The organism is Hyphomicrobium sp. (assembly GCF_003987855.1).
Classification (GTDB): domain Bacteria; phylum Pseudomonadota; class Alphaproteobacteria; order Rhizobiales; family Hyphomicrobiaceae; genus Hyphomicrobium_B.
Map to the genome: position 1 here is coordinate 13,603 of NZ_RXIZ01000015.1, position 25,011 is coordinate 38,613.

A 25,011-nucleotide genomic window follows, 5' to 3' on the forward strand; every position below is an offset into this window, starting at 1 on the left:
GGGGCCTTGAGATCGAGCGATCGAGTGCGTGGCTCTCAGGCTTCGATCTGCCCGGCAACTTTCGCTTTTTCAGATCCCTAGCCGCCGCCGTAGCCTTCGCTGAAGCGCACGGATTTGACTACCGCGTCGTCCGCCCTACGGCGTTTTTCGTGGGCACGCGACGACGCTCAGCGGTTGGCCGTCAACAACGTCGGCGTCAGCATTCATGAGATCTTCTTCGTCCTGATCAGAACGAGAGGAAAAACATGCGCAACAATCTTTCTGGCAAAAAAATTCTCGTCGTCAAAGGGTCTCTACTAGTACCGTTTGCGCTCGAGGTGGCGCTCACCGAACGTGGCGCTAGGGCTGTTACGGCGACTAACATCATCTCGGCTTTTTCGCTCATTGAGCGTGAGACCTTCGACGCCGCGGTGATCGACAAGGGACTGCACAATGAAGCGTTTGATCTTTGCGCTGAGTTAAAGACCTTCGACGTCCCTTACATTCTCGCGAATGCGCCTCATGAGCTGCAAGGGCCGGCCGCCCAGATGTCAGCAGCATGCGGTATCGTAACCGAAATTGCCGAGCGTTTGCAGACGCGGGAGCGGGCCCAATCTGAGGCGAGTGCCGCAACAGCGCGGTATCCGGCTGTGAAAGGCATGGCGTCAATGGGGGTTATTGACCCCGCACGATTCTAACGAGAGATGTAAGAACGCTTGCCTCTCGAAGAGAGAGGCAAGCGAATTCAATGGACCTGAGCATCTGTGTCGGCTTTTTACGCCAATGGCCGTTGCCCTTGATGACTCCTTTGGGTCCCGCGCTACCGCGTACGTTCTTCCGATGCGCGACTGGCGATCGCGTACGTGCGACATCCCGATTGGGTGCCTAGCTCCTCGTCGGACAAAAGCTTCGCGACCCATGTCTGTACAATCCAAATGAGGTACAGATTAAGATTTACTTTTGGAGTTGACGTCATAACCTACGACGCAAACGGATGGTTCGCTGACCTCTTGGGATCGCGTTCCGTTGCTGACCAGGCCATCAAGAAAAAGCCCATCTTCCGGGTAAAAACCGAGCGGTCAGGTCAGTTACGTGGCATACGGAAATCCCACTCACGATCTTCAAATCGCTGCACGGGACCTTTGGGCAGCCCTTCGCGGTCACTACGTGGATGCGAGGATTGTGCAGGGGGACATGAAGGGTCGTAGGAAGATTCGGACGCTATCCTGACTCATAAGCTTGAGAGGTTCGAATCGCTTAAACATGTCGGACTGACGCCGCTTCAAGCGGTTACTCGTCGGATCGAGCAACCGTCCGCCGGAAGAAGACTCTTGGTCAGGCGCTCTCGATGACGATCTTTCCAATTGGCGCGCGCTCCAAACCGATCATTTCATGTGCTCGGCGAAGCTCTGCCAGACCGAGAACCGTGCCCACATTCGTCATCAGGTCCTTTTTCTCGAGCATTTTCGCGATCGACGTCAATGCCCCTGATGTGACTTCCACGAGCATGAAGCTTGCTTTGATACCAAGACGATTTGCTTCATCCTGATCAGGTCGCGATACCGCTGAGATCGTAACACCATCCTTCCTGACGGCTTTCATCGCCTGCGCTTGAATCTGGCCGCCGGCTGCATCGATAAGTACATCAACGTCTTTAACGTCGGCAGGCAAACCATGTGCTCGGCCATCAAACACACGCGCTGCGCCGAGATTTCGGACATAGTCACTCCGATCTCTTGCTGCGCTTGCAATGACGTGGGCCCCTGCGGCGTGGGCTAATTGAACCGCATAGCTTCCGACATTGCCGGCTGCGCCTAGAATAAGCACCGTTTGGTTGGCGCGCACTTGGCCATGGTCAAACAGCAATTGCGAGGCTGTTACCGCAACGACCGGTACAGACGCTGCTTCGACGTGGGTAATCCCTTCTGGTTTTGGCGCGATCATCTTGGCCGATGCTAACGCATATTCTGCGTTAGCGCCGGTGAATCGAGGGTTGGTCACCCCAAAGATTTCGTCGCCGACTTTGATGCGCTCAACCCCGGCTCCGAGTGCCACTACGACGCCCGAAACGTCCGACCCTAGCGTCAGAGGCAATGGCTGAGGCAGGACACTTTTTCCTTCGCGGATCCACCCGTCCCATGGCCCCACGCCGCTCGCTTTGACGCGGATCAGCACTTCGCCCTCGCCGGGGACAGGCTGTTCGACGTCCTCGAGCGTAATGACTTCCGGCGGTCCGAAGCGGTGGATCCGATTTGCTCTCATCCCGCGCCTCACTTATCAGGTGTTGTCAGGGTTGCGCCGTCGTCGGCGACGAACACCGCAAGCAGGCTCGCCGGTTCAGTTGCGCTGGCATTCTCACTTACGAGATGCTCACTTCCGGGCGGCTCGAAGAATGACTCGCCAGCTTTGTAGACTTTCGCGGGGCCGGTCGCCGAGTTCTCTGAGCGTATGGCGCCGGATACAACGTAGGCAAATACACTTCCAGCGTGGCGATGCTTCGAGGACTTCCCGCCTGGCGGATATGTCACCAGTGCCGCTGTAAGGTTTTTGCCCGGCACATTCGGCAATTTGGCCGAGATCACGGGATGCACGGTTTCGTCGCCCGTCTCATGGGCGGCAATGGGTAAGCTGTTCCATACAGCGGCAGTACTAAAAGCCCCAGCGGTTGCAAGAATAGCAATTCTGTTTCGCATGACGTTGTCTCCTTTCTAGTCCTCTTTGCGTTGAGCTCTCGTCGGTTGGTGTGCTTTGCGACGATTAATTAAGTTAGGCAGAAGTTCTGCCGATCGAACCACCGCCGTCGACGAAGAGAATTTGGCCAGTGATGAAGCCGGCTTCCTCCGAAAGCAGGAAGGCGATGGCCGCTGCGATCTCTTCCGGTCTTCCAAGGCGCCGCATCGGGACCAACGAGAGAAAGCGCTCTTCGGCCTCGCTTCCGACCGGGACGTTGCTGCGGAACATATCGGTCTCAATTGGGCCCGGTGCTACTGCATTTACCGTGATGCCAGACTGGGCGAGTTCGATCGCCCACGTACGCGTGAGGCTGTTAACGGCGCCCTTGGCGGCCGCATAGCCGCTACGCAGTGCAATGCCGACCGTCACTAGACTGCTAACATTGACCACGCGGCCCCACCCTTTCGCTTTCAGGGTTGGCAGAATGGCCTGTACCGTCTGGATTGTGGAATGCACGTTGACGCGGAGCATATCGTCCACATCGCGCAGATCAATCTCGCCGACCGAATGGAGTCTGACCAGACCAACGTTGTTGACGACGCCGTCGAACTCATGGCGGCGAGCGAGATCGACGAACGCCTCGTTCGACGCCCGGTCGTCGTTGAGGTCGATCGGCACTAACGTTCCCGGGAAGCTCGCATCTTTACTCCGGGCAACTCCGACGACGTGGTGACCGGCATCTGCGAGCCTGTGTGATAGCGCCCGTCCGATTCCTTTACTAGCGCCGGTGACTAGGAACGTGCGTTTGGTCATCAGACTAACTCAAGCCTTACGCTAATGACTGTCAGTTTGGCCACGCTGAGCCGAGAATAATTGCGCAGAAGTTCTGACGGACGTAGTGCATGTCCTTCAGCGCCAAAACGTCCGCCTTCACATTCCCAAAAGTCGTCAGCGGCTTCTTGATTATGCCGTTGGCGAAGTGATCTATGATGTTTTCCTTGAAGTTGGTCTCGCGCGGATGATGAGAGCAGACATGATCGCGCTGCTCGTGCGTGAAGTCGTGATAGGCAATGCCGAGCACGTCCATTTCCACACCCGCGGTCAGCAGCGCGATCGTAGGGCGCATATGCTCGGGGATGCCAGGCGTCGTGTGTAAAGCGATCGCTGTCCAGACGTCCTCGATATCTCGCTCCGATACGCCGTAGCTCTTCATGAAATCGCGCGAGGCATTGGCACCGTCGACCTCGAAGCGCAGGTCGGGGCTCGAGTATTTATCGGTAAGGCCCATGTCGTGGAACATGGCGCCAAGGTAAAGGAGCTCGGGGTCGTACTTCAGCCCGCGACGCTCGCCGGACAGTGCTCCCCAAAGGAAAACTCGCCGACTATGATTGTAAAGCAGGTCGTCTTCGGTATCGCGCACGAGCTGCGTGGCAGCTCTGGCGATCGCACTATCAGGTACGCGTATGCCGGCGATGATCTCAGACATGGAACGCTCTCCTAGTTGGAACCGGGCGATGGCCTTACCGCTATTACGCAACGGCGCATCGTTTCGGGCAACGAAGAGGATCGGACGGATCAGGACAGCTCTACGTCGTTTCCTGACAGGGGCGCTGCGCGCCGCGCGAGCGAAGACAGAAAACGAGGCGGTCGGGGTGGCCCGCGATCTATTCCAATTCCGCCCGCCGGAAGCTGGTGCGGTATTGAATAGGTGTCACGCCGAGACGGGTGCTGAAAACAATCCTCATCCGGTCCGCTGAGCCAAAACCGCAATCGAAAGCGACAATCTTCAGGGGTAGGTCGGTTCCTTCCAGCATCATGCGCGCAGCATCGATGCGGGCGCGCTCTATGAATTCATGGGGCGTTGTGCCGGTTACCTGCACGAAATGCCGGGCCAAATTTCGCGAGCTCATGCCGACGACAGCGGCCAGTGAGTCGAGCGTATGCCGATTCCGAATATTAGCCATCACGTGATCCTGAATGCGCGCGATCGGCGATTCCGGATCGGCAGGTGCTGTGAGATAGGGACTGAACTGCGACTGTCCGCCTTGGCGCTGAGCTACCACGACCAGCCGCTTGGCAACCTTGAGTGCGGTTTCGGCGCCATGTCGTTGTCCGACAAGTGACAAGCCCAAATCGATGCCCGCCGTCACGCCGGCTGCGGTGATCAACCGTCCATCGCGCACATAAATCAAGTCCGGCGTGACGTTTGCCTTGGGAAACCTAGCTGCCAGCGCCTGTGCATCCTGCCAGTGAGTCGTCACTCGCCGATCGTCGAGGAGACCAGCATATCCCAGCACAAACGCACCAGTGCATATGGATCCATAAATACTCGAGCGCCACGGCAGCTCTTTCACCCACTCAAGCAGGGACGGGTCCGGCTCCGCTTGCGGCGGCTGCGGTGTCCCTGCCACCAAAACGATATCGAAACCGCCAGCCGCCTCATCGAAGGTCCGGTCGGCTATCAGCCGTAAGCCGTTCGACGCACGCAGCGGATTGCGGTGAGCGGCGACCAACACCGTTTCGTAGCGGTCCGCGCTGTCGAGAAACGCGTTCGCCTCGCTGAACACATCCATCGGCCCCGCTACGTCGAGGGCTTGGACTCCCTCACAGACAACGATTGCAACAAGCTGTCTCGGCACTTTTCTGCGTCTCCAGTATGACGCGCTATCATGCAATCAATTTCAGGAATGGAAAACGACGGGATGTGGTCTGCGAAGCGCTAGCTCAAAATCTCCGCTCTTTCATCGGTCTCCGTCTATCTCGGCCAAGCTCCTCGCGGCTCGAATGACCAGACCATCCAGCTTGGCCGGCAAAGCCGCCACCAGGCGGCCGTTTTACCAGCCTCGCGGCGACTCATTTGGATGGTCTATTGACTATCGTCCACCCGAAAAAAAACGCCTGACCTCCGGGCGGATAACCACGGCAACGCCTTCTGCCTACAACGCTTTTGCAGTTATTCCTGTGGGTTTGGTCAGTCCGACCCTACATGTAATGATCGCACCTCATGTAGCCGGACCTTTCTCTTCATTATCGGGGAAGGGAGATGCCTTGATGAGGTCGCACGCGCAAGGGCTCTTAAAACCAGGTATAAAACGCTCGCAGAATGCCGCGTTGACCGTACCGTATGTTGTGGCCGGCTTGTGAGCAAAACCGGCGAAATACTCTCTAATGAAGCCTTCTTTGAAATTTGTGCGTGGGAACTTGCTGACGATTTCCTCGCGCAACTGCGCTGGGAATTGATCGAAGCCCACCCCCAGCACATCGAGAAGAACTCCCGAATTTAAGAGCGCCACTTCCGGGCGCATATACTTCGGGATGCCGGGAGTGGTATGCAGTGCGATGGCTTCCCAAACGGTCTGAATTTGGCGTTCGGCTATGCTGTGTGTGCTGAGAAACTGTCTGGCGGCATTTGCGCCGTCGATTTCGAAGCGTTCGTCTTGGCTCGAAAATTTTCGGATGAGGCCAAGGTCGTGAAAAGCGGCGGCGACGTACAGGAGTTCAGGATCAAAACGCAGATTGCTCTGGCGGCCTTGCTCAGCCGCGAAAAGATATACACGCATGGAGTGGTTGAAGAGTAGGTCAGTGGAATGCTCGCGCAGAATGTCTGTCGCCTCTTTCGCTAGCAAAGTATCCGGCATGACTGCGGCACGGGCAGTATTTGTCGTGATCATTGTTCATCCTTTCAACAGCAACGCGCGGCTCGACATCTCAGCTCAGGAGCCTCACGCGAAGACTTGATTAATCATTTTCGCTCGCTATCGCTGATTGGCTCGCAGACGCCTCAGCAGGACAATGAAGCTGTGGACCGTCTTGTTGTCCGAGACCCTATTCAAACGCGCCACGACGTTTCGAACCTCGGGCGGCGTGGTCAACGGCGGTTAGCCAATCGGCTTCTCAAAATTAGCAAAGTAGCGCCGATTTGCGCCACGACCACGACCCTTCAAATCTGGACAGCAGTGCGCTTTTTCCTGACAGATAACCGTCCTCTCGCCGGGCAGGCATGCCGAGACCTGCATCACGTCCAGCCCGTGCATCCACAGAAGGTACCGCCGGAACTTTCAAAAGCCGTGCTCGGACAGCCCATCCAAATTCCCGAGGGCTTTAGCGGCGAGCAATGCGACAAACGAAATGAGGGCCACTGAAAATTATGTTGACCGGGCTGAGGGACCATCTTCTCGGGTTGGTCTTGGCTCCGCGGAGATGATCTTCTGATAGACAAAGCCGACGCCCATAAGAACCGCGCCCAGACCGATAAACGAAAACGCCCGCCAGATCCCGGTTACGCCCGAAAGATCAAATACAAATACTTTGACGGTGGCCAGCACGATAAGCGCAGCTGAAGCCATGCGCGCCTCGGGCGATCCCCGCCAAATTCCATAAGCGAGGTACAGGATGCCGAGCGCGAGCCACGCGGCGGAATACGCCCACTGCTCTGCATCGGTTGACGAATGCGAGAGGCTGATGAACTGCCCTTGGAAGATATGGCGAACTTCTAGCGAGACAAATAACAGGATGAGGACCAGTCCCAAAATGCCAGAGCCGGTTGTGTACCAGGATGGGCGACGGCCACGAGACGTTCGAGCCACATAAAGTGCGGCCAGTCCTGGAAGGAGGTACGCGGGAATAAGCGAACTCAGGAAGGGTGCGCCGATTACCGGCTCATCGGAGAATAGCGGATTGTAAAAGAGAACGAGCCCCCCGACACCTATCGCGGCCGCCAACACGCCATACGCCAGCGAGGCGAAATAGAAGACAGTATTTGGCTTTGCGAGGTCGAGGCGGGTGAGGACATATGCAGTGCCGAAGCCTGTGAATGTCAGCAGTCCCTGTTCAAGATAACCACTTGACGCGTTCAATGGATCGCCACCGTTTAGCGCATGGCGAATTTCAAAGAAGGACAAGAGACCGGCGAATAAAATGCCCAGTGCGTCGCATAGCCGGACTGCAAGGTCGTCGCGGCGGCGCGACAACAGACGAGCTGCAAGCGCAAATGCCACTGCCGGCACACCGTATCCAAACAGAATCCAATTGAAGATTGGCATCGTGCCGACTTCCTCGCCCATGATGCGCGGGTCCCAAGCGACACGCCCCAGGACGACGAGACCAAGGGCCGTTACGGCGTAGCGCAATACAGAAATATTTTTGAGATTAGCTACATAGGCCACTCCGAGGGCAGACAAAGCGAACGCCACAGTCAGGTAACCACGAGAGAGAGATGTAACGAGTGCGAACGACATTGCAGCGATGGCCGCGGCTGCAAAAGCGCCAGTGGCCAATTCGCGCGCCTGCGTTGCGGTCGAGACGCCCGCGCTTTGATATTGTCCTGCGAGCCAACTGAACGCCACGCCAAGAAGCAATCCAAAAATCGCAAACGGTATGGACTGGTCGAATTGCGTGACGCGCACATAGACGACGATGAGGGTCAGCAGCGGTATGGCCGTTGCCGCTAATGCGTAGGGCGCCGCTGTTTCGGCCGGCAATGTACGACCCGTCCAAAGTCTGAGGGACGCCGGGCTCGCGACGCCGATCGCGGAGAGCGCGGCGAAGGTCAGATAAAGTGAGACATTTGCCGGAATAGGCATCGCCTCTTCAAGAAGTGGCCAAAGATGGCTCTCTGGCGGCGACGTCACGAGGCCAGGCCAAATGACAGTGGCGGCGAGACCAACCAGGCCGGCCAGAACTGACGCCCAGGCAGACGGCGCGCTCAGCCAAGCCACTGCAACGAGCACGAGCATCGCAAGGGCTGCAAATGGCAGCCATCCTTCAAATTCGAAGGGAACACCGGCTAGCACAGCGACACAAAGTGCAGCGAGACCGGCGAGTGAAAGAGTTGCCACAAAATCTAACCGCGCGTCGTGATCGGCTTTCCCCGCGTTGGGCTCAAAGGCAAGAAAGAAAGCGCCAAGTCCGAGCTGAGCCAGAGCATGGCCGATTGCTGCCCATTGCCAGCTTTGAGCATCAGTCCCTTGATTGGTGACAAAGACCAACCCCCACAGAACGGCACCGACGATCGCCGCCGAGGCGAGCCACACCCAACGCCTGATGCGGGCCAACGCATAGGCAGCAGTGGTGACGATCGCGAGATAGACGGCCACAGGGATGGGATTGGGTGCATTCGACGACACCAGAAGCGGCGTCACGAGCGCACCTACGAGCCCAAGCCCGGCAAGGGCCGGGCCGTGAATAGCCGCGGCGAGCATGGCCACAATCGCGACCGCGCCGAGAAGCACGAAGGCAAAGGCCGGTCCGATAAAACCGTACAGAGCGTGTGCAGCGTAAACCGTGGCAAAGGCGACGACGGTACCGGCAGCCGTCAATATGCTGGGGATATCGGCAGACGACAATATAGCAATCGACGGGGCGTCTTTGGTCCGTCTCAACCATTCTCCTAGCGCGATAAGAAACGCGGCGAGCAGCGCACCAAACAACAAGCGCGTTCCCGGTCCGAGAAGACCCATGTCGATCGCGTAGCGCACAAGAAATATGCCGCCGAGCGCGAGTGCGACCCCGCCTACCCACACAGCCCATTTCGCCCCGAGCTTTTCCTCAAGCCCCCCAGTCTTCAAGAGCGGTTCTCGCTGAGGTGGCAGTGCTTCGGGTTGTTGTATCCGAGGAACCGATGCCTCAACGCCACGAACGATCTCTTCCGGCGGCTCGGGAGCAGCGTTCTCCGAGCGAACAGGTAAGGATTCATGCGACGGCTCTTGGTCAGCCGCAGCGCCAGTCGCCCGCCGTTGATTCGAAAGCGCCGAGAGACTGGCTTCTATTAGCGCAAGCTGCGTCTCAAGCGTTCCCACACGTTCAGCGAGATTCTTCGTAACGCGACTTGCAACAAACCACGCGATGATCCCAAACAAAAGAAATGTCGACAGCGGATAGTAAAGCATGCAGGTCCTCGCGACAGTGTGGCGGGGACAGCATTGTTGTGACGGGCTCGATAGGTTTCAAAGTTCCCCTTGGGAGTAGAAAACACGAGGAGCGTCCTAGTCAAGATGACGTGCGCAAATAAGGAGTTCATCCCTCAGCCAGGAGATCGGTTTCGCGTCAGGTCGACGATGGACAGCTGTTTGCATTGAGTGTCCAGATCATGCAGCTCGAAACTTTGAAAGTCCGAGACGAGCAAGTGGCGCGGAAGTTCCTCCTCCTTGAGATGCGGGAAATAGTCGAAAGCCTGTTCCTTGGCCTTCACGAGGCCATGCCCAGCACTCTTCTGCTCAACGAACAATGTCCCTTTCCAGAAAAGGTCGATGCGGCCGCGTTTCTTGCCGAGCTTCTTGACCGGTTCCTCGAACGTCGCGACGCGGCGGCGGGAAATGCCGAAGACGTTGAAGAACTCGTTGTAGAAGGTCTGGGACTCGCCGTCTTCGCGACGCGCGTCCTTGGATTCGGCATGAGAAATCACGGTTTCCGCCCGAAGAAGAGCCTGCGCCAACCGTGCCTGGATCGGCGACACCTGGAGCATCCCGGCCAGCTCATCTTCATTGACCTCTATAGGTTCGGAAAGCTTGCGAACGGTAAGGAAGGCAAGGCGTTCGCGACCTAACCCCAGGGGCATCCGGCACGCCTTCACGACCACCATAAGATCATCGTCAAAAAAGCCGGTGGAGAACTTGCTCAACGCCGAGCTCCGGTCCCCCAATACGAAGGCTTACTATCATGCGCTGCGGAGGTTCTTCATTGCCGCCCAAGCACAGGTGCTTGCGTCTGAGAATTCAGCTGCAGTATTTGGCCAGCCTCCAAGCGTGCGGAAGCGAACTTTGCGCTGTGAATTTCCTCGTCGAGGCGGAGGGCCATGCCCTGTCCATCGATTACCAGGATTTGACCATCTCGAATGAGAGTTGGGCGAACCGACGCGAAGTAGAGCGGGACGACATCGAGCTGCTCGCGTCCGATATAGAACCAAACGTCGCGTTCGGTCCAATTCGACAGTGGGAATACGCGCACCGTCTCCCCACGGCCAAGCCGGCCGTTGAGCAAGTTCCACATTTGCCGCTCTAGGGGTGCGAGACGCGACGAGGAGGCCAGCCCGCAAACTCAAACATTCGCGTCGCCTTCGATCAGCTACTGGCACAGCACAAGATCGAGCCAATTATCGTTGCTGAAGTCGACCATATGTCGATGCTGCGACGACAGCGCGGGTGATATTTCCGGACCACCCGACTGGAAGCATTGCGCGCCGCACCAATAAAGGCACGCTTGCGCACCTTCAACGCTTACGGCCTGCCTTTCGAGAAGCTCCAAGCAATTCGCCGGCTTGATCGAGGCATAGGAACCTTCTCGCCGATGGAAAGTCCGGATACCAGAACAGGATTAAGTCGATGTTGAGCGGTTGAGTAAATGCGGCGTTAGCGCGTCGCGTTGTCCATGATCGAATGACTCCCCTCTTGCGAACCTGACATTCCGCTTAATCGGCGTACTACCTCCCGATAGAGGAGGGGGTGGACAAGAGGTTCGGAACAACATGAAGGCAATCCCTCATAGCCTCCCTTCCGCACTTAGGCGGTAAATGATTGGCACAATCCATGCATTCTGCGAGCGTCAACACTAACTCGAGATAAATGTTGGTCGTTTGTCGAATGAGATCGTTGCGTAACTTTGCTGCTGGCGACGGATTGGATCCCGATGAATGTAGATCTGTGCTCGCACGCGCCCAGAGACAGCACGATTTGCTTTTCGCGGATGTGCCGTACCCTCAGCCCAATACCCGGGTCGTGCGCTTTTTTCCTAATCGTGTTCCGGCCAAGGAGCAGAATGATGTTAACGCCAAGATAAAGGCTGTGAACAAAACTGGAGGCGCGGACAGCGAGCTGCATCTCCGGCAAGCGCTGTTTGCAAGCTTTGTGGCGAATGAATACTGGCGCGCAGCTTGGTATTTTCTGCCCAGCACTGGATTGGGACGAGGAGGATCTAAAGTACGCAGCCTTTTGCGCAGCGTCGGCGCAATCATCTCCCACATTGATCGCGTAGCCGTAAACGGGCCGGCGGGCATTCCTCCGCCTGAACTGTGTCACTCACCCGAGGCGATCATTGCGGCGACAAGCGAGTTTATAAGATTTTTACCCCGCAACAGGGCAAAGCAACGGAGCAAGGGAGATGAGCTCGACGTCGAACGCGTAACCAAAAGCTATAGGCCGCTAGCGACAAAAATCGGAGCCTGCCACGCAAAACTGAATGCACCGAAGGTCAGGAACAGGATTTATGTCGCCCAGGCCTTAGCAACCAAATCGACATTGGGTTTCATTGCAAGGATCGAACTCGAGACGTGGCGCGACCACTTCCGCAATCGCGATTTTTTAAAAGCGATGCTCCAAGAATTTAAGGCTCTGCTGGAAGTCGCTGCCGCAATCGACGGCAGGAGAACTAACGTTCGCGCTCATGCTCACACGGAAAGCGTTTGTGCCCCGTTAGTCGAGTTTTGGACGCTGCACCACGGTAAGCCGCCTCGCGTCTATGACCACCCAGATTGCGCGTTTGTAAAATTCGCTCTCGCCTGTTTGCCGATTGTGGGTGTTAACCTAAATCCTTCCGCCCTTGCAAATCTCGACATGGACCTCGTGCGGGCCTGCATACGAATGAAGAACCCGATCTATTGGATCGCCGAATGAGAATGTTTGGGGAGACGTAGCCCCGGCGGATAGGTGCCGGCAAGGGGTCAATTTTTACGACATCTGCGCCTAAAGGCAGAGACCAGCGAAACTCCTATGTTCCCGCAGCAGCCAGATTCGCTGTGCTCGTTATAGGAGTCGACATGGCCAGTTATCCCCTCTCCATCCGCATTTTCCGTCCCGCTTCGTTGGATGTTATTCTTCCGGACGGCGACGATTTGATCCTCTCGTATATTTCCAAGCGCTTTCGTATCGCCGACGGCGAGTTGCTAACGGGGGAAACGGCGCCCCGACCGTATCTTTCCTTCACGCCAAATCTCGGACTAGACCAGCATTTTATTAACGAAGCGGCTCATTTTGCTGGCGTCGATTTCAGCGATTTGCGGTCCCTGTGCATGCCTGGAGGCGCTTGGCTCCGTGAACTGTATTCCGAGCCTGATCAACTCGTCTTTGATCGTCCCGACTAACACGCATGCGACTGCTCAAAGCAAGCACGCGCTGCCGTTCCCGAAGAATATTTCCGGAGACAACGCTCTATGACCTACGACTTAACCTATATTGAAACCTATCGGCGTGTGACCGACGATCAACTCGTGATCGTCGGCATGCACAAGAAGCCAGTGGAAGCTTTCGTCGACTTCCATGTTTATGACCTCGGACAACTTATCGGAATTGGCAATGCGAATCCGTCGGGTGTCGCGTACCTAATGTATTATACCGCCGTCAGGGATGAAGAAGGGGACTCGGGTCCTTTGTGGACTGAACACGCAGAGCAACAACTTGAAAAGCTCAAGCTTGACGTGGATGAGATCTATTGGCTGTGCGTATGGGGCGAAGGACGGTGGGCGCGAGACTATAACGACGGCTTAGAAGTCGATATCGATAAGCTTGCGGCCTTCGATGCAAGCTTGTCCAACCTTAGCGGACCAAAATCGGCCCGTCGTGTCGCGCCCTCGAGCGGTTTGGCATCGGAGTAGACGATGGCCGGACCTATGCAAGGGTTTTTCAAGGCCCCGGATTTCCCGTTTCATGAAAGCTTTATTCGTGAAACGGTTGCGTCGATGGGCTTGCCATTCGACTTAAGCACTCTCTGCTTTCGAGAGCAGGACATCGAATTTGGGTTGATGATCCGCGCGCTCGAAGAGCTGGATCGTCAAGGCGTAGATTTTCGCGAAGCGCTGGGGCGCGTCGAAGATCCGGCAGTCATTTGGCAACAGCCTGTCTCGGTCATGTTCGCGAGCGGAAAATTTGCGGCGACTTGGTGGTCGGCAACTTTGTCCCTTGGCGCCCTGGCTTTTGTCACGACGACGCGATGCTGGAATGCAGCAAAAGACCAGCGCGCCCTTGTCCTCAGCAAGGTAAAGGGCAAGTGCCGAAAAAAGGCAGACGTCCTCGAAGTCCACGGTTTAAGCCTCGACGACGATGGCGTGATCGGCCGCGATCGCGTTCAGCCGAAATATCTTCTGATTTCGTTCGGGACGGCTAGCGACGGCAAAGACCGCGACCTGATCGAGTGCGAGGCATACGCAGACTTTGCCAAGAAGAAGAAGCGCTCTCATCCACCCACGAATGCATCGGTCGCTGAGTATCTCAACCAGAACTGCCCGCATGGGGATGCCTACCGTGCCGTGACCCTCGAGTGTCTTCCAAAAATGCCTGACAAACTTCAGGTGATTTGCTCCGAAGACGGTCGTTTGCACTATTCCGTCGCTTTCGAACCTCAGCAGCGCACGCGATATCTCGTCGTCTTCAGCCGGCCTCTAGGCGGTGATTTGCTCAAGGCGTTACTTGCTCTGCCCAAGGGATTTTTGGAGTTTTGCCGGCGCATCGAACTCAAAACCCTCGGCTGCCACGGCACGGACGAAGCCTGTTTCGAACCCGTACGGGTCGGCTACCTTCCAAGCGGCAACAAAGGAGAATTTTATCACGCCATTCTTGGTGGCCCTGAGCTCATCGATCCGGTGCCGATCGCAGAGAAAGTGATCGCGGAAACACCGCCGCGCGAGGTCAAAACTCTGACTGTCACGCCGATGGTCGGTGACGTTCCCCTATCGCTCCGTCGCACCTTGAAAGGTGTTCGCCTCGCATCCTTGATCGCCGACAACTATCCGGATCTTGTTCACAAGGAAAACGGACTAGAGCCGCTCATCTTGCGCTGTTGTCCATTTTGCGACGAGCACAGCCTCAAACGCGGTGAGGCCGACAATACGCTCTTTTGCTACGACCCGAGCGACACAGCCTACCCGACGATGCGATGTCACCACAACTCCTGCAAAGGACGAAAGACCGAAGCTTTCGTTGGGGAGCTCATCGCGCGGGGCGAGCTTCATTGGAATGCCGTCTACGAAAACAGCGATTACCGCGATCTTTACGCCGAGGAAGAAGCGGCAAAGCCCAAGGTGATTGCTCGAAACTACAAAATTCTCTGGTAACGCGTAATAGGTGAAGGATGGACGAACACACTCAAAACTTTGAAAGCGGCGAGCCGACCAATCCCAAGAACGGATGTCAAGGATCCGGTTGCCGCGAGCTCGACGAAGCGCTGGAGACAGCTTCGTTTCTCAATCTGCTGATGCGGCTTTTGCCCGAGTGCAGCGCGATGGTACCGGTTGTCAGCCTTGCCGAAGTCGCGGCCGCGGCTGGCGCCCACGGACTTTCACGAGAGTTTGAGCGCGACAAGATCTTGGCGCCGAATCTTCTGCAAACGCACAAGGTCGTCCAGGTTGCCTCTGAGCGCGCGGGCTTGAGTTATGACGTCGAAGTCGATGGCTCGATTGTTGTTCTCAAGGGCAGAAGCAAGTCAAAAGACAGTCCGCCGTTGCGTGTCCAAGTGTCGTCCCCGATGCTCATCTGCGGCATTGGCTATAACACCTCGCATACGGAGCCCTGCTTGCTCCTCAAACTGCAGAGCGAAACGGGTGTTTGGAACGAGCTAGTTCTGCCGCGGTCGTCATTGACCAACAGTGGTACGCTACATTCAGAACTCAAGAAGATGGGGTGTCGTACAGCTGCCCCGACGGAACTCGTCACTTTGCTCAGCATCGTTGAGCCAGAGATGAAGTTTCGAACCTACGAGCACACGGGCTGGAACGGCGATGATTTCGTCATGCCGAATGGTGAGGTGGTCAGCGCCGCCAACGGCGGGCCTGCCTCGCGAGCGACGTTCGGTGCAGATGCCGCCTACGGAACGGGTGGGAGCAAAGCCGGCGCCGACGACATGTTTCGGACCGTGGAGCACGATGCCTATATCGTCACAGCTGTCGGAATGGCCCTCGCGAGCCCGTTACTGCGTGATACTCAAATTGTCGAGCCGGGCACGCATCACTTCTATGGTACGAGCACGATCGGCAAGACGACGACCTTGTGCGTCGCCATGAGCGTTGTCGGCAAGGGGGCCGAGCAAAAGCATGGAGGTGTTGTCTGGTCTTGGAGCACCACACGTCATGCGGCCGAGAAGAAAATCTCAAAATACAAAGACATTCCCGTTGCTTTGGACGAAGCACAGCTCGTCTCGAGTGCGGAAGACTTCAATCACCTCGCCTACAGCCTAGCCAACGGCACCAACAAGGCTGCCGGTAACGGCTATATGGGCTTGCGAGAGGTCGAGACGTTTCGCAGCATCGTTCTATCGACGGGTGAGAACTCGGCCAAGAGCATCATCGAAGGGGATGCGCGCTTGAAGCACACGGGTGGCGTCGCACTTCGTGTCAATGACATCGCCTTTGAAGGCTTTCAGGTCTGTTCGCCGGAGTTTGCGTCTATCAAGGAACACGCCGACTACCTGCGCGCAATGGCGCGAGACCACTACGGTTGGCATTTTCGCGAGCTCGTTCGTGCACTCGTGAACGATCACGTTGGCTCATTGCAACGAATTAAGGAATTGATGCGGGAGTTTATGCCATCGGAGACAACGCCGCAGATTGCTCGCGTGCAGGAGCGTTACGCGTTGTTTGCAGCTGTTATCGAGTTTGCCATTGAGAGGGGCATCCTCCCGTGGCGCGCTGGGACCGGTAAGGCGGCGGTTGCGGCCGTTTTCTCGGCGTGGAAAGTGTCCCGCGGGGATACCGCGCAGTCGCATGAACTTAACTCCGCGGTCGAGTCCTTCTCAAACACTCTATTTCGAGACCGCCATCGCATCACGGTTCTAAACGGGTCGAATATCGTGCCACCGAACCGGCTCGCCGCGCGATTGGGGAACGAACTGTTTTTCACCAAGGAAGGGTTGGAGGAAGCTGTGGGCGGAAAGGCGAACCTCGGACCGTTCCTCAAGCATCTAGCCGCGGGTGAATGTCCGCAGTGGGGCCTTCGCACGGAAAAGGACCGGCAGCAGGTGAAGTGTCCGAAGGGCCGCGGGCTTCCGGATCGCGCGTATTGCATCATCGAGAAGATGCCGGCGTCGGATGCGAACGAATGCGAGGATCCCGTCGAATTTCTCGAAGAATAGCGTCAGGTCGCCTAGATGCCGTTTCCCGTTTACAGGGGCCAGAAAATCGTAATCGCTGGCCCCGGAAATTCCGTGGGGTGCCAGAGTCTTAGAGTCTTTGGGCCGCGATCCCGGGTCATTGGGCAAAACAAGGGCTGTTGTTGGAATCCAATCTCAGATGATCCAAGCGATTGATCTGGCTTCTCTCTCTCTTTTTCTAGAAAGAAGAGGGAATAGCGGCCCTGAACTCGCAACTCTCAGATCTGCCAGTGATTTTCGAGGGCCGAGAGCGGGCGTTTGACGTGGCCCTCTGCGGTCCCGTGGCCAACGCGGTTCAAGCGATTTTTGCTCACGACACCGCCAGCAATGATGGGCCCACATGCGCGTGCTCAATTTCATCATCGCGCTTCCGTCTCGGACGGACGGACACTTAAGAAACGGACTTTTTGCGCAGTCGCTCAGCCCAAGCCGCAGCGGCCTCAATCTGGCTCTTGCGCTCGCTGCTCAGTTCACCGTTTCGGATTTCGCTCGCCAAGCGCTGCCAAGTGTCAAGATGCGCCCAGCGTCCAAAGCGTCGCCGAACGGCCTCGGGATAGGGCGTGTTTTTTCGAAAGTCGATCCATCGGCCGCCGCGGTGCGCAGCTTCCAGCACCGTGTTAACGAATGTCCGATTGTCCATCGTGTTGGCTTGCGGCGAATCTGGCGGGAGTGCCGTCTTCACAACCTTCCATTCCGCATCGCTTAACGGCAAAAATTCCGCCTGTGCGGAGCAGCCGGCTTCATTGCGTTCGATCGCCTCCATGATGCTCTCCGGAGTGATGCCGAGAGCGGCCATGGTCTCTTGCACCAGCTGTAAATCATCGCTGACGTCGTCGCTCGGTGAACGTGGGTTAGGCTCGTTGCTCATTCATTAAATCCTCCTATGACCTAAATGGGCACAACAGGATGAATTCGCAACGTCAGGATGGTGCGCGGGAAAAATCCGCGGGTTGGGAGAGGGTCTCTCCGAGAGCCGTCAGATCCTGCTCCCACGGACCGCGCTTGAAGCTGACAAGTTCAATGTGTCCTTGACTGTCCCACTCGATATTCAAGACTTTCTTGCCGACCCAAATGTTAAGCCCGTAGGGAAGGTTCGCTTTGACATCGATGCCGAGTAAGGCCGCCATGTATTTGTCGTACTGGCTCGGTTCAGAGCAGACCTTTTGAAACGGAGTTCGATAGGAAACCGAGATCGTCGCGTTTTTGAATTCTAAGTGTCGCACGGTGCCGCCATCAGCGTCGCGAATGTCAGCCCAGGAGCCGGCGGCGCCTAATAGTTGCAGGGCTGCGTCTCGAAGCCTAATTGCTTGCTCCGTCCTCGTCATATCGCCTCTCATGATGATTGCGTGTCTGCCCTGGCCTTCAATTTCCGTGCCAGCTGAAGCCCATCAGATGAACTTTGCCGCGTTCTCCTCAAACGCATCGGCGACGCGAATATAGGAGCGCAAGACATCAACCGACTTATGCCGGCTTGTCCGCTGGATCAGGTGCTCTGGCACCTTGGCCCTCTCGGCCGCAGTGATGAAGCCGGCGCGCAGCGAATGCGGCGAGAACTTTGACGGCTCGACACCTGCTGAGAGGAGGCGCTGGGCAAGGATGTGGCGCACGCTTGTCGCATCGAGGCCGCGATCGAGGATTTGGCCGGACTTGCTCACCGCACGAAACACCGGCCCCGATGTGATGCCCGAAATCGCGAGATAGCTTTCGAGCGCTGCGACGGGACAGAGTTCGTCGTTTCTGCGAGGAATGGCAACGTCTTCAGTTTTAAGTGACGCCTTGGTCGCCGACAGTTTCAGGAGAACACCGCGATCCGTAATCGTAAACGTCGAGCGGCCGTCGAGTTCGAGCGAAACAATCTCCGATCGGCGCAGCGCGCCGAAGAAGCCCAGAAGAATGAGCGCCTTGTCACGCAGAGAACGCAGATCATTACCGTCTATGGCCGTAACCAGCCGCTTCAACGTCGGCAGGTCGAGGGCTTCGGCCCGGTCGACGGCCTTTGCCGCACGACGTGCAATGCCTCTCAGTGTATCGGCGATGGTGGGGTTCTTGCGGTCAAGGATGCAGCCATGCGCCCGACATGTGCGCTGGATTGCCGACAGCGCGACGTTGATGCTCGAGAGCGACTTACCCTCGCGAGCAAGGGCTGCGAGATAGGCGGCGATGGCCTCAGGGGGCGGCGCGTTGGCAGTGACGTGATGCAGGTGAGCCCATTCTGTCCACTTGGCGAACGCTTCGGTATAGACGCGTTGGGTGCCATCGGAGCGGGCGGCGTCCGTGAAGTGCTGCGCCTTCTGAATCGCCAGATCGAGAGCACCGTTTGGGTTGATATCGGCCAACTCTGTATCAGCGTGAGACGAGAACGCGTCGGACATGGTGTTACTCACGAAAACCTCTATTTTCATGAGTAATCAAATGGTGCTGCGCTGGGCTATTCCTAGAGCATCCGCTGACAGAGTTGTTGCAATTGGTGAATCCAAACTCAACACGAAACGACATGTTGTGAGGTCGTCGCTGATGCTCTTCGAAGGAGTGCGAATATCGATCTCGTCACCCAGCCAGGTGCCAACCGTGCTTGCCTCACGTCGCAATAAGAAACGATCTTCACTCATCGTCTTATCGCTAACGGAGAAGCTCGTTGTCCTTGCCAACATGCTCATCCTGGTGGCGTGCGTGGGCGTGGCCCACCGGCAGGCCGACATGCGTCTTCGTTCGATCAGCAAAATTCTTGATTTGAATTCGAACAATCAACTCAAACGAGAAGTTCAGCGCGAACGCTTTCGCATCACCATCCGATCGTCCTGCGCATGGACGTGCACCCCCCGGGGGTGCTTGCCACCCCGGGTATGGGACCCAAGCCGAGGGCAGGGGGTGGGGCCTAAATATTCCCTACTCTGGGTCTTCGAAATCGGGGCGGACGGTCGGAATTTATCTGATTACGAGTTATGTTAAGTAGTGGACTGCGGCCGACACTTCGTAGGAAACGCTTTCAATGTTCTCACCTTCATAATATTGAGGATGGATTGGCATTCATGACTACGATTTTTTCTGACAGGCCCTGTCGCAATCTGTGTTTTTGAATGCGGTCTACGTCATTTTGCAATCGACCGGGGGGACGATGTCTGACACCTTTGAACAGCAACCTTTTGACGCCGCGCCGTTTGCTGAAAACCCGGAACCGCGTTGCGCTTGCCTCTTGCTTCTCGATACGTCTGGTTCGATGTCAGGTGAGCGTATTCGCGAACTGAATAGCGGACTGCAGACCTTCCAAACCGAGCTTCAAGCCGACGGTTTGGCAGCAAAGCGCGTTGAAGTCGGTATCGTCACGTTTGGTCCCGTCCACGTTGAACAGGATTTTACGAGCGCCTCGACATTTTTCGCGCCTCAGTTGTCGACCAGCGGCAATACCCCGATGGGTGCAGCAATTGAGGAGGGATTAAGCCTTCTTCGCGCGCGCAAGAATCAATATCGCGCCAACGGCATCGCCTATTACCGACCGTGGGTCTTTTTGATTACCGACGGAGGACCCACGGATAGCTGGAGTAGAGCCGCGCAGCTCGTCAAAGAGGGCGAGGAAAAGAAGGAACTGATGTTTTATGCTGTGGGTGTCGAGGGCGCCGACTTTGATACGTTGAAAAAAATCTCGGTGCGAACACCCCTCAAGTTGAAAGGGCTTTCATTTAGCGAACTCTTTAGTTGGCTTTCGAGTTCGCTTGGCTCAGTCTCGCGTTCAAACCCGGGAGATGCTGTCCCGTTGCAAAATCCGACAGCTCCAGATGGTTGGGCTGTTGCGGACTAGCCATGAAAGCGTGGAGATGGGCGCTCGCCTCCGCTAGGGGGACATCGCACGCGGTATCAAATGAGTCCTGCGACGATGCAGGGTTCTGTGCAATGTCGCATGGCGCATCGTCGTCAATCTTTGCAACGTTGAGCGATGGCGCTGGGAGCGCGCAGTTTGGCGGCTACGGCGCATGGTTGGCAGTCCGCAGCATGACGCTCAATATGCGCGCGCATCTCAAAAAGTCATCCTCGGTTACGGAGGACGATTTTTGGGAATGGATCGATGTCTCGCGTGACGTAATCACCCATGTCGCTGAACGCCGAGAGGTCGCCCGACGCGATTTTGCAGCCACTCTCATCTCGATCGTGTCAGACGGCAACGAAACGATTATCGCGCATATCGGCGATGGCAGTGTCGTTGCAAAATTGGAGGCTGGCAGCTGGCAAGCGCTATCGTGGCCAAGCCAAGGCGAATATGCGTCCACCACCTATTTTATAACGGACGATCCCAAACCTCGCCTGCAGATCACCCGCTTTACCGAGCCGCTTACACGTCTTGTAGCTTTCACGGACGGCCTCGAACGCCTCGCACTCGACTTTACAAATGGCGTTCCGTTCGAACCCTTCCTTGAGGCGATTTCCACTCCGGTAGCGCAATCTCAAGCTACGGCGCGGGACGGCAATTTAAGTCGGGCATTGCGCGATTTTCTCAACTCCGCGCGCGTGAACGAACGCACAGATGACGACAAGACGCTTCTGGTTGCGGCTTTGAAATGAATGGACGCGACTATTTCATCGCCGGAAGGGCCCTCAGCGTTGGAAAGCGCATAGGGAAGGGAGGGGAGGGCGAAGTTTTCTTGCTTTCCGGTGCCCAGAGCCGCGCATTAAAAGTCTATACTGATGGCAAGGCCCTTGAGCGTGAGGCAAAGATCAATGCCATCGTACGCCGGCAATTGTGGTCGCAATCTCCGCTGGTCGCGTATCCCATCGACGTCGTCAGAGATTCAAAAGGCCGATTCGTCGGCTTCACGATGGGGTTGGTGGAAAACCACAAGCCCATTCACGAACTCTACGCGCCAGGTGCCAGAAAGCAAAATTTTCAACGCGCTAATTACCCCTTCCTGGTTCGAGCCGCACAGAATATTGCCCGAGCGGTGGCAGAGGTTCATCAGACCGGCTGCGTTATCGGCGATATCAACCATTCTGGGGTTCTCGTTTCTCAGAAGGCGACAGCTGCACTCATCGATGCTGACAGCTTTCAAATCGCCGATGGGACGACCAAATTCTTCTGTCGCGTTGGCGTTCAAGAGTATACGCCGCCTGAACTGCAAGGCCGATCATTGGACGGCCTAGAGCGCACCACAGATCACGATGCGTTCGGGCTAGCAGTCATCATCTTTCAAATGCTTTCGATGGGACGGCATCCGTTTAGCGGATCTTCTACAAAAGGCGACATGCCGCTTGAAAAAGCGATCGCCGAATATCGCTTTGTCTATTCTCGAAGGCGAAATGTCGGGATGGTTCCTCCGCCCGGAGTTTGTACGCTCGATGATTTTATCCCGACCGTCGCAGACGCCTTTGAGCAAACTTTTTCAAGCGAGGGCGCCGGCGGCCGAACGCCAGCAGCAGATTGGGTTGAGCGTTTAGGTGAGTTCGAAAAATCGCTTATTCCCTGTAGAACAAACGTCCTGCACCACTATTCTCGTAATGCCCAGACCTGTCCCTGGTGCCGGATGGAGCAGCGCCTCGGTATCGTGCTCTTTCTGCCAGCCTATGATGTCGACCCACGAACGGTTCCGCCATTCGGTACTTTAATATCTGGCTTCGATCTCTCGGCGCTGTGGGCCAGAATTGAAGCGGTAAAACTACCGGCCAATAGTGCAATTGTCCCACGTATCGCCCCGCAGCAACTGACGCCGTCCGTCGATGCGCAAGCTGCCATCAAAAGCCAGAAGGTAAGCACAAACACAGCCTATGTTTTGTTCGCGATCGCTGCTGTGGTTGTCATAGCTGTACCCGTCCTCTGGTTCGTTTCCTTGGGTCTTGCTGGTTTTGGATTTTCCAAACTTAAGGCGACCAGCGATTACGGATCTAAGCTGCAAGCAAATTTCAGGAGCTTAGAAGAACGCTGGAATCGAGCACTCGACCAATGGGGCGCTCGTTGTGGAGTTGCCAAAGGGCATCAGCTCAAAGCTGAACTCTCGCAACTGAAAGCCGAATACGAAGGACTCGAGGCCGAGGAGAAGGCCAAGCTCGCCAAATATCAAACCGAGCGACATGCGCGGCAGCTCGAAAGCTACCTCGAGACCTTCTATATTGCGAACTACAAGATCAAAGGCATCGGTCCTGCAAAGCTCGCGACCTTGTCGTCTTATGGCATCGAGTCCGCGGCGGAGGTTACGCGCAACCGCGTGCTCAATGTGCCTGGCTTCGGCGCGGTGAATTCAAAGCCGTTGTTTGAATGGCGCACGTCCGTTGAGAGGCGCTTCGTCTATGATTCACGTCCAAATGCGCAAGACGCGCTTGAGCAACAGAAAATCCGCACCGAGACAGCAGCTAAGGTCGCCACTCTAAGAAAAAAGCTCACTGAAGGGGCGGAAGAGTTCTGGAGAGCTTCCCAGCAATGGCAACGGATGCTCACGATTCCCGATCCGGAGCTCACGCTCGTCATGCAACAGATCAAGCAGATTGAAGCTGACGGCGCGCTGTTTGGAGTAACTTTTCCGTCGCTACGCATGACGCCCGTTATCGCACCCACAGCTTGGATCTCGAAACCGACGGTGCAGAGAACGGTCACGACGGGTCTTCCGTTGTGGCAAACGCCCTCTCCTCAGCCGGGACACCCCAGCTGCCCAAGCTGTGGAGCGAAAATGGTCAAACGGACAGCGCGAAGAGGGCATCGCAGCGGTCGTCCATTCTGGGGATGCTCACATTACCCGCGCTGTAGAGGTACGCGCCCCATCTAAGATCATTTCTATTATAGGCGGAGCCACACGTCGCCGAGTTCAAAAAGGATATGGCCAAGGCATGCAGCCACATAAGCTCACCGTAAACGACGTGTTTGAGAAAGAACGTCGCTACACGATCCCGCTTTATCAGCGCGCCTATGTCTGGAATCGCGAGGAGCAGTGGGAGCCCCTTTGGGAAGATATAAAACGCTCCGCTGAGGCATGCGAGATTGATCCAGAAGAGACCGAAACAAAGACCCACTTTCTAGGGGCGGTCGTTTGGAGCCTGAGCAAAATTGTCGGCAAAGCGGTGCCCCGCGCTGATGTCATCGATGGTCAGCAGCAACTGACAACCCTGCAGATATTTCTTGCCGCACTCCGCAATTTTGCCCGCGAGATTGAAGCCGACGCCGCGGATAACGCTGAGCGCTGGACTATAAACAAGACGAAGGACAAGCGCTCGGAGGAAGTCTTTAAGGTTTGGCCGTCGAATGCAGATCGCGCTACGTTCCGCGCGGTTATGGAAGCAGAAAGCCTCGCCTCCCTCGAAGCTCTCTTTCCGAAAGATGCTGGTAGGGCGGAATCGCGACCACGCATGGTCGAAGCTTACATCTATTTCGATCAGGAAATTCCTGACTTTGCAATTCAATCTCACTTGCTGTTCGCAACGAATTGCTTCGATCATCGGAGGTAACGGCTGTCTGGCCGAATGACGACGACTTCAAGCGAGGTTGGTTGACGAAGCCCGTGTATGTGAAGTCGCGTTCGGATCGAACGGCCATGGTGTTGAGAGCCATCGAACGACAGATGCGCAACCCGAAGAATGAGGCGAACGCGTTGCCTGATGAGCTCTCAGTCGAGCATTTGTTACCGCAAAGGGGGACAGTCGCAGACTATCCATATGCCTCGGACTTGCCATTACAGGCGGGTGAAACTACCGAGGCTTGCAGAGCGCGTCTGTGCCACACAATGGGGAATCTTACCCTTTTGACCCAGGCGCTCAATACGGCAATCAGTAACGGACCCTTCAATGAGAAGACTGCGGCGATCGTGCAGGATAGTGATCTTCGACTCAATGCGTGGCTCCGAACACGTCCAAATGCACCGTGGAATGAAGATGACATTCAAACACGCGGGGGAACCCTTTTCGCTCATGCTTCCGCGATTTGGGGACGTCCGGCTCATCTACATCCGAAGGCTAGCGCCGAGAAAGGAGGCGCGCGTAAACACTTTACCGATCGTATCGCCGCGCTCATCGCTGCGGGTCTTTTGCATGATGGCGAACCGCTTACACTGGTGTACAAGCGCAAAACTTTCGCCGGACAATTGACGGTCAACGGCATCAAAGTAAGAGATGGCGTTTACGCGCCGAGCGAAGCCGCCAAGCAGTGTTACGCCTCGACAGGGAGCACGCGAGCTTCAGAAAATGGTTGGATGGTTTGGAAGACGGCAACAGGTCAGAGCCTCCGAGATCTCTTGTATTCAATTGGCGAAAGCGTCGACGGTGACGAGCGAAGCAGTATCACGGCGTAGCAGGGTAAATCGTCGATGCATCTCCGGAAGACGG

The 25,011-nt window shown here is 56.4% G+C and carries 23 protein-coding genes; 11 read left to right on the plus strand and 12 right to left on the minus strand.

Translation table 11 applies throughout. From position 1 onward, the window contains the following. Window positions 1–245: 245 nt before the first annotated feature. Complete coding sequence (locus EKK30_RS13035) at window positions 246–677, plus strand: hypothetical protein (protein WP_290985802.1); 432 nt, start codon at window positions 246–248, stop codon at window positions 675–677. A 637-nt stretch (window positions 678–1,314) separates the two neighbouring features. On the opposite strand, the gene EKK30_RS13040 is transcribed toward EKK30_RS13035, so the two are convergent. From EKK30_RS13040 to EKK30_RS13080, 9 genes are all read right to left on the minus strand, one after another. After that, window positions 1,315–2,241, minus strand: a complete 927-nt coding sequence (locus tag EKK30_RS13040) for an NADP-dependent oxidoreductase (RefSeq protein ID WP_290985805.1) — start codon at window positions 2,239–2,241, stop codon at window positions 1,315–1,317. A gap of 8 nt (window positions 2,242–2,249) precedes the next feature. Beyond that, window positions 2,250–2,672 (minus strand): cupin domain-containing protein, encoded by a 423-nt coding sequence (locus EKK30_RS13045; protein ID WP_290985807.1) that lies wholly within the window; start codon window positions 2,670–2,672, stop codon window positions 2,250–2,252. A 73-nt stretch (window positions 2,673–2,745) separates the two neighbouring features. After that, on the minus strand, window positions 2,746–3,465 hold the full coding sequence (locus EKK30_RS13050) for an SDR family oxidoreductase (protein WP_290985810.1): 720 nt from the start codon (window positions 3,463–3,465) through the stop codon (window positions 2,746–2,748). A 31-nt stretch (window positions 3,466–3,496) separates the two neighbouring features. Then, a complete protein-coding gene (locus tag EKK30_RS13055) occupies window positions 3,497–4,138 on the minus strand; it encodes an HD domain-containing protein (RefSeq protein ID WP_290985813.1) in 642 nt (213 codons plus the stop codon). A gap of 178 nt (window positions 4,139–4,316) precedes the next feature. Next, a complete protein-coding gene (locus EKK30_RS13060; protein ID WP_290985816.1) occupies window positions 4,317–5,291 on the minus strand; it encodes a GlxA family transcriptional regulator in 975 nt (324 codons plus the stop codon). Between the two features lie 363 nt (window positions 5,292–5,654). Then, the gene (locus EKK30_RS13065) at window positions 5,655–6,323 is read right to left on the minus strand and encodes an HD domain-containing protein (protein WP_290985818.1); all 669 of its coding nucleotides are present in this window, start codon (window positions 6,321–6,323) and stop codon (window positions 5,655–5,657) included. 474 nt (window positions 6,324–6,797) lie between these two features. Next, window positions 6,798–9,539, minus strand: a complete 2,742-nt coding sequence (locus EKK30_RS13070; RefSeq protein WP_290985821.1) for a DUF2339 domain-containing protein — start codon at window positions 9,537–9,539, stop codon at window positions 6,798–6,800. 134 nt (window positions 9,540–9,673) lie between these two features. After that, on the minus strand, window positions 9,674–10,270 hold the full coding sequence (locus EKK30_RS13075; protein ID WP_290985823.1) for a type IIL restriction-modification enzyme MmeI: 597 nt from the start codon (window positions 10,268–10,270) through the stop codon (window positions 9,674–9,676). 56 nt (window positions 10,271–10,326) lie between these two features. Further along, window positions 10,327–10,638, minus strand: coding sequence for a phosphoadenosine phosphosulfate reductase family protein (locus tag EKK30_RS13080; protein WP_290985826.1), 312 nt, complete (start codon window positions 10,636–10,638; stop codon window positions 10,327–10,329). A gap of 599 nt (window positions 10,639–11,237) precedes the next feature. On the opposite strand from EKK30_RS13080, the gene EKK30_RS13085 reads away from it, so the two are divergent. The 5 genes from EKK30_RS13085 (at window position 11,238) to EKK30_RS13105 (ending at window position 16,701) form a co-directional block, all read left to right on the plus strand. Beyond that, window positions 11,238–12,257, plus strand: coding sequence for a hypothetical protein (locus EKK30_RS13085; protein ID WP_290985829.1), 1,020 nt, complete (start codon window positions 11,238–11,240; stop codon window positions 12,255–12,257). Between the two features lie 143 nt (window positions 12,258–12,400). Next, window positions 12,401–12,724, plus strand: coding sequence for a hypothetical protein (locus EKK30_RS13090; RefSeq protein WP_290985832.1), 324 nt, complete (start codon window positions 12,401–12,403; stop codon window positions 12,722–12,724). A gap of 69 nt (window positions 12,725–12,793) precedes the next feature. Further along, window positions 12,794–13,234, plus strand: a complete 441-nt coding sequence (locus EKK30_RS13095; protein ID WP_290985835.1) for a hypothetical protein — start codon at window positions 12,794–12,796, stop codon at window positions 13,232–13,234. Window positions 13,235–13,237: 3 nt separating this feature from the next. After that, window positions 13,238–14,689 (plus strand): hypothetical protein, encoded by a 1,452-nt coding sequence (locus tag EKK30_RS13100; protein ID WP_290985837.1) that lies wholly within the window; start codon window positions 13,238–13,240, stop codon window positions 14,687–14,689. 17 nt (window positions 14,690–14,706) lie between these two features. Then, window positions 14,707–16,701, plus strand: coding sequence for a DUF927 domain-containing protein (locus EKK30_RS13105; RefSeq protein ID WP_290985840.1), 1,995 nt, complete (start codon window positions 14,707–14,709; stop codon window positions 16,699–16,701). A 409-nt stretch (window positions 16,702–17,110) separates the two neighbouring features. On the opposite strand, the gene EKK30_RS13110 is transcribed toward EKK30_RS13105, so the two are convergent. From EKK30_RS13110 to EKK30_RS13120, 3 genes are all read right to left on the minus strand, one after another. Further along, window positions 17,111–17,587, minus strand: a complete 477-nt coding sequence (locus EKK30_RS13110; RefSeq protein ID WP_290985843.1) for a transposase — start codon at window positions 17,585–17,587, stop codon at window positions 17,111–17,113. A 52-nt stretch (window positions 17,588–17,639) separates the two neighbouring features. Beyond that, complete coding sequence (locus EKK30_RS13115; RefSeq protein ID WP_290985846.1) at window positions 17,640–18,044, minus strand: hypothetical protein; 405 nt, start codon at window positions 18,042–18,044, stop codon at window positions 17,640–17,642. Between the two features lie 63 nt (window positions 18,045–18,107). Continuing rightward, the gene (locus EKK30_RS13120) at window positions 18,108–19,103 is read right to left on the minus strand and encodes a site-specific integrase (protein WP_290985849.1); all 996 of its coding nucleotides are present in this window, start codon (window positions 19,101–19,103) and stop codon (window positions 18,108–18,110) included. Between the two features lie 689 nt (window positions 19,104–19,792). Between EKK30_RS13120 and EKK30_RS13125 the strand changes: the two genes are divergently transcribed. From EKK30_RS13125 to EKK30_RS13145, 5 genes are all read left to right on the plus strand, one after another. After that, window positions 19,793–20,515, plus strand: a complete 723-nt coding sequence (locus tag EKK30_RS13125; protein ID WP_290985851.1) for a VWA domain-containing protein — start codon at window positions 19,793–19,795, stop codon at window positions 20,513–20,515. A 2-nt stretch (window positions 20,516–20,517) separates the two neighbouring features. Beyond that, entirely contained in the window at window positions 20,518–21,273 is a 756-nt protein-coding gene (locus EKK30_RS13130) for a PP2C family serine/threonine-protein phosphatase (RefSeq protein WP_290985854.1), read from the plus strand. After that, the gene (locus EKK30_RS13135) at window positions 21,270–23,462 is read left to right on the plus strand and encodes a topoisomerase DNA-binding C4 zinc finger domain-containing protein (RefSeq protein WP_290985857.1); all 2,193 of its coding nucleotides are present in this window, start codon (window positions 21,270–21,272) and stop codon (window positions 23,460–23,462) included. The genes EKK30_RS13130 and EKK30_RS13135 overlap by 4 nt, the downstream gene beginning before the upstream one ends. Window positions 23,463–23,523: 61 nt before the next feature. Continuing rightward, the gene (locus EKK30_RS13140; protein WP_290985860.1) at window positions 23,524–24,138 is read left to right on the plus strand and encodes a DUF262 domain-containing protein; all 615 of its coding nucleotides are present in this window, start codon (window positions 23,524–23,526) and stop codon (window positions 24,136–24,138) included. Continuing rightward, window positions 24,117–24,977 (plus strand): DUF1524 domain-containing protein, encoded by an 861-nt coding sequence (locus EKK30_RS13145; RefSeq protein WP_290985863.1) that lies wholly within the window; start codon window positions 24,117–24,119, stop codon window positions 24,975–24,977. The genes EKK30_RS13140 and EKK30_RS13145 overlap by 22 nt, the downstream gene beginning before the upstream one ends. The last annotated feature ends 34 nt before the right edge of the window (window positions 24,978–25,011 follow it).